Annotated in this window: 1 rRNA gene; it reads left to right on the top strand. The window is 47.2% G+C overall.

Features of this window, described 5'->3' with window-relative positions:
• Window positions 1-183: 183 nt before the first annotated feature.
• Window positions 184-254, top strand: a 5S ribosomal RNA gene (rrf, locus tag L6D77_RS27185); the annotation flags it as partial.

The following is a 254-nucleotide window of genomic DNA, read 5'->3' as shown; positions in this document are numbered from 1 at the left end:
GCTGTGAGGCGTTGAGCTAACCAATACTAATTGCCCGTGAGGCTTGACCATATAACACCCAAGCAATTTGCAACTGCAGATTGTGGTGGTGAAGACGAAAGACCCGAAAGTTCGCAACATCACAAATATCGCATATCCGAATTAGCCAAGAGTGTTCACAAGACATTCTGGGCAACCGAATTTCTTGACGACCATAGAGCATTGGAACCACCTGATCCCATCCCGAACTCAGTAGTGAAACGATGCATCGCCGA

The organism is Pseudomonas parasichuanensis (genome assembly GCF_021601385.1).
Taxonomy (GTDB): Bacteria; Pseudomonadota; Gammaproteobacteria; order Pseudomonadales; family Pseudomonadaceae; genus Aquipseudomonas; species Aquipseudomonas parasichuanensis.
The sequence above is the reverse complement of the archived record's forward strand: the minus strand, read 5'-3'. Positions and strand labels throughout refer to the sequence as shown.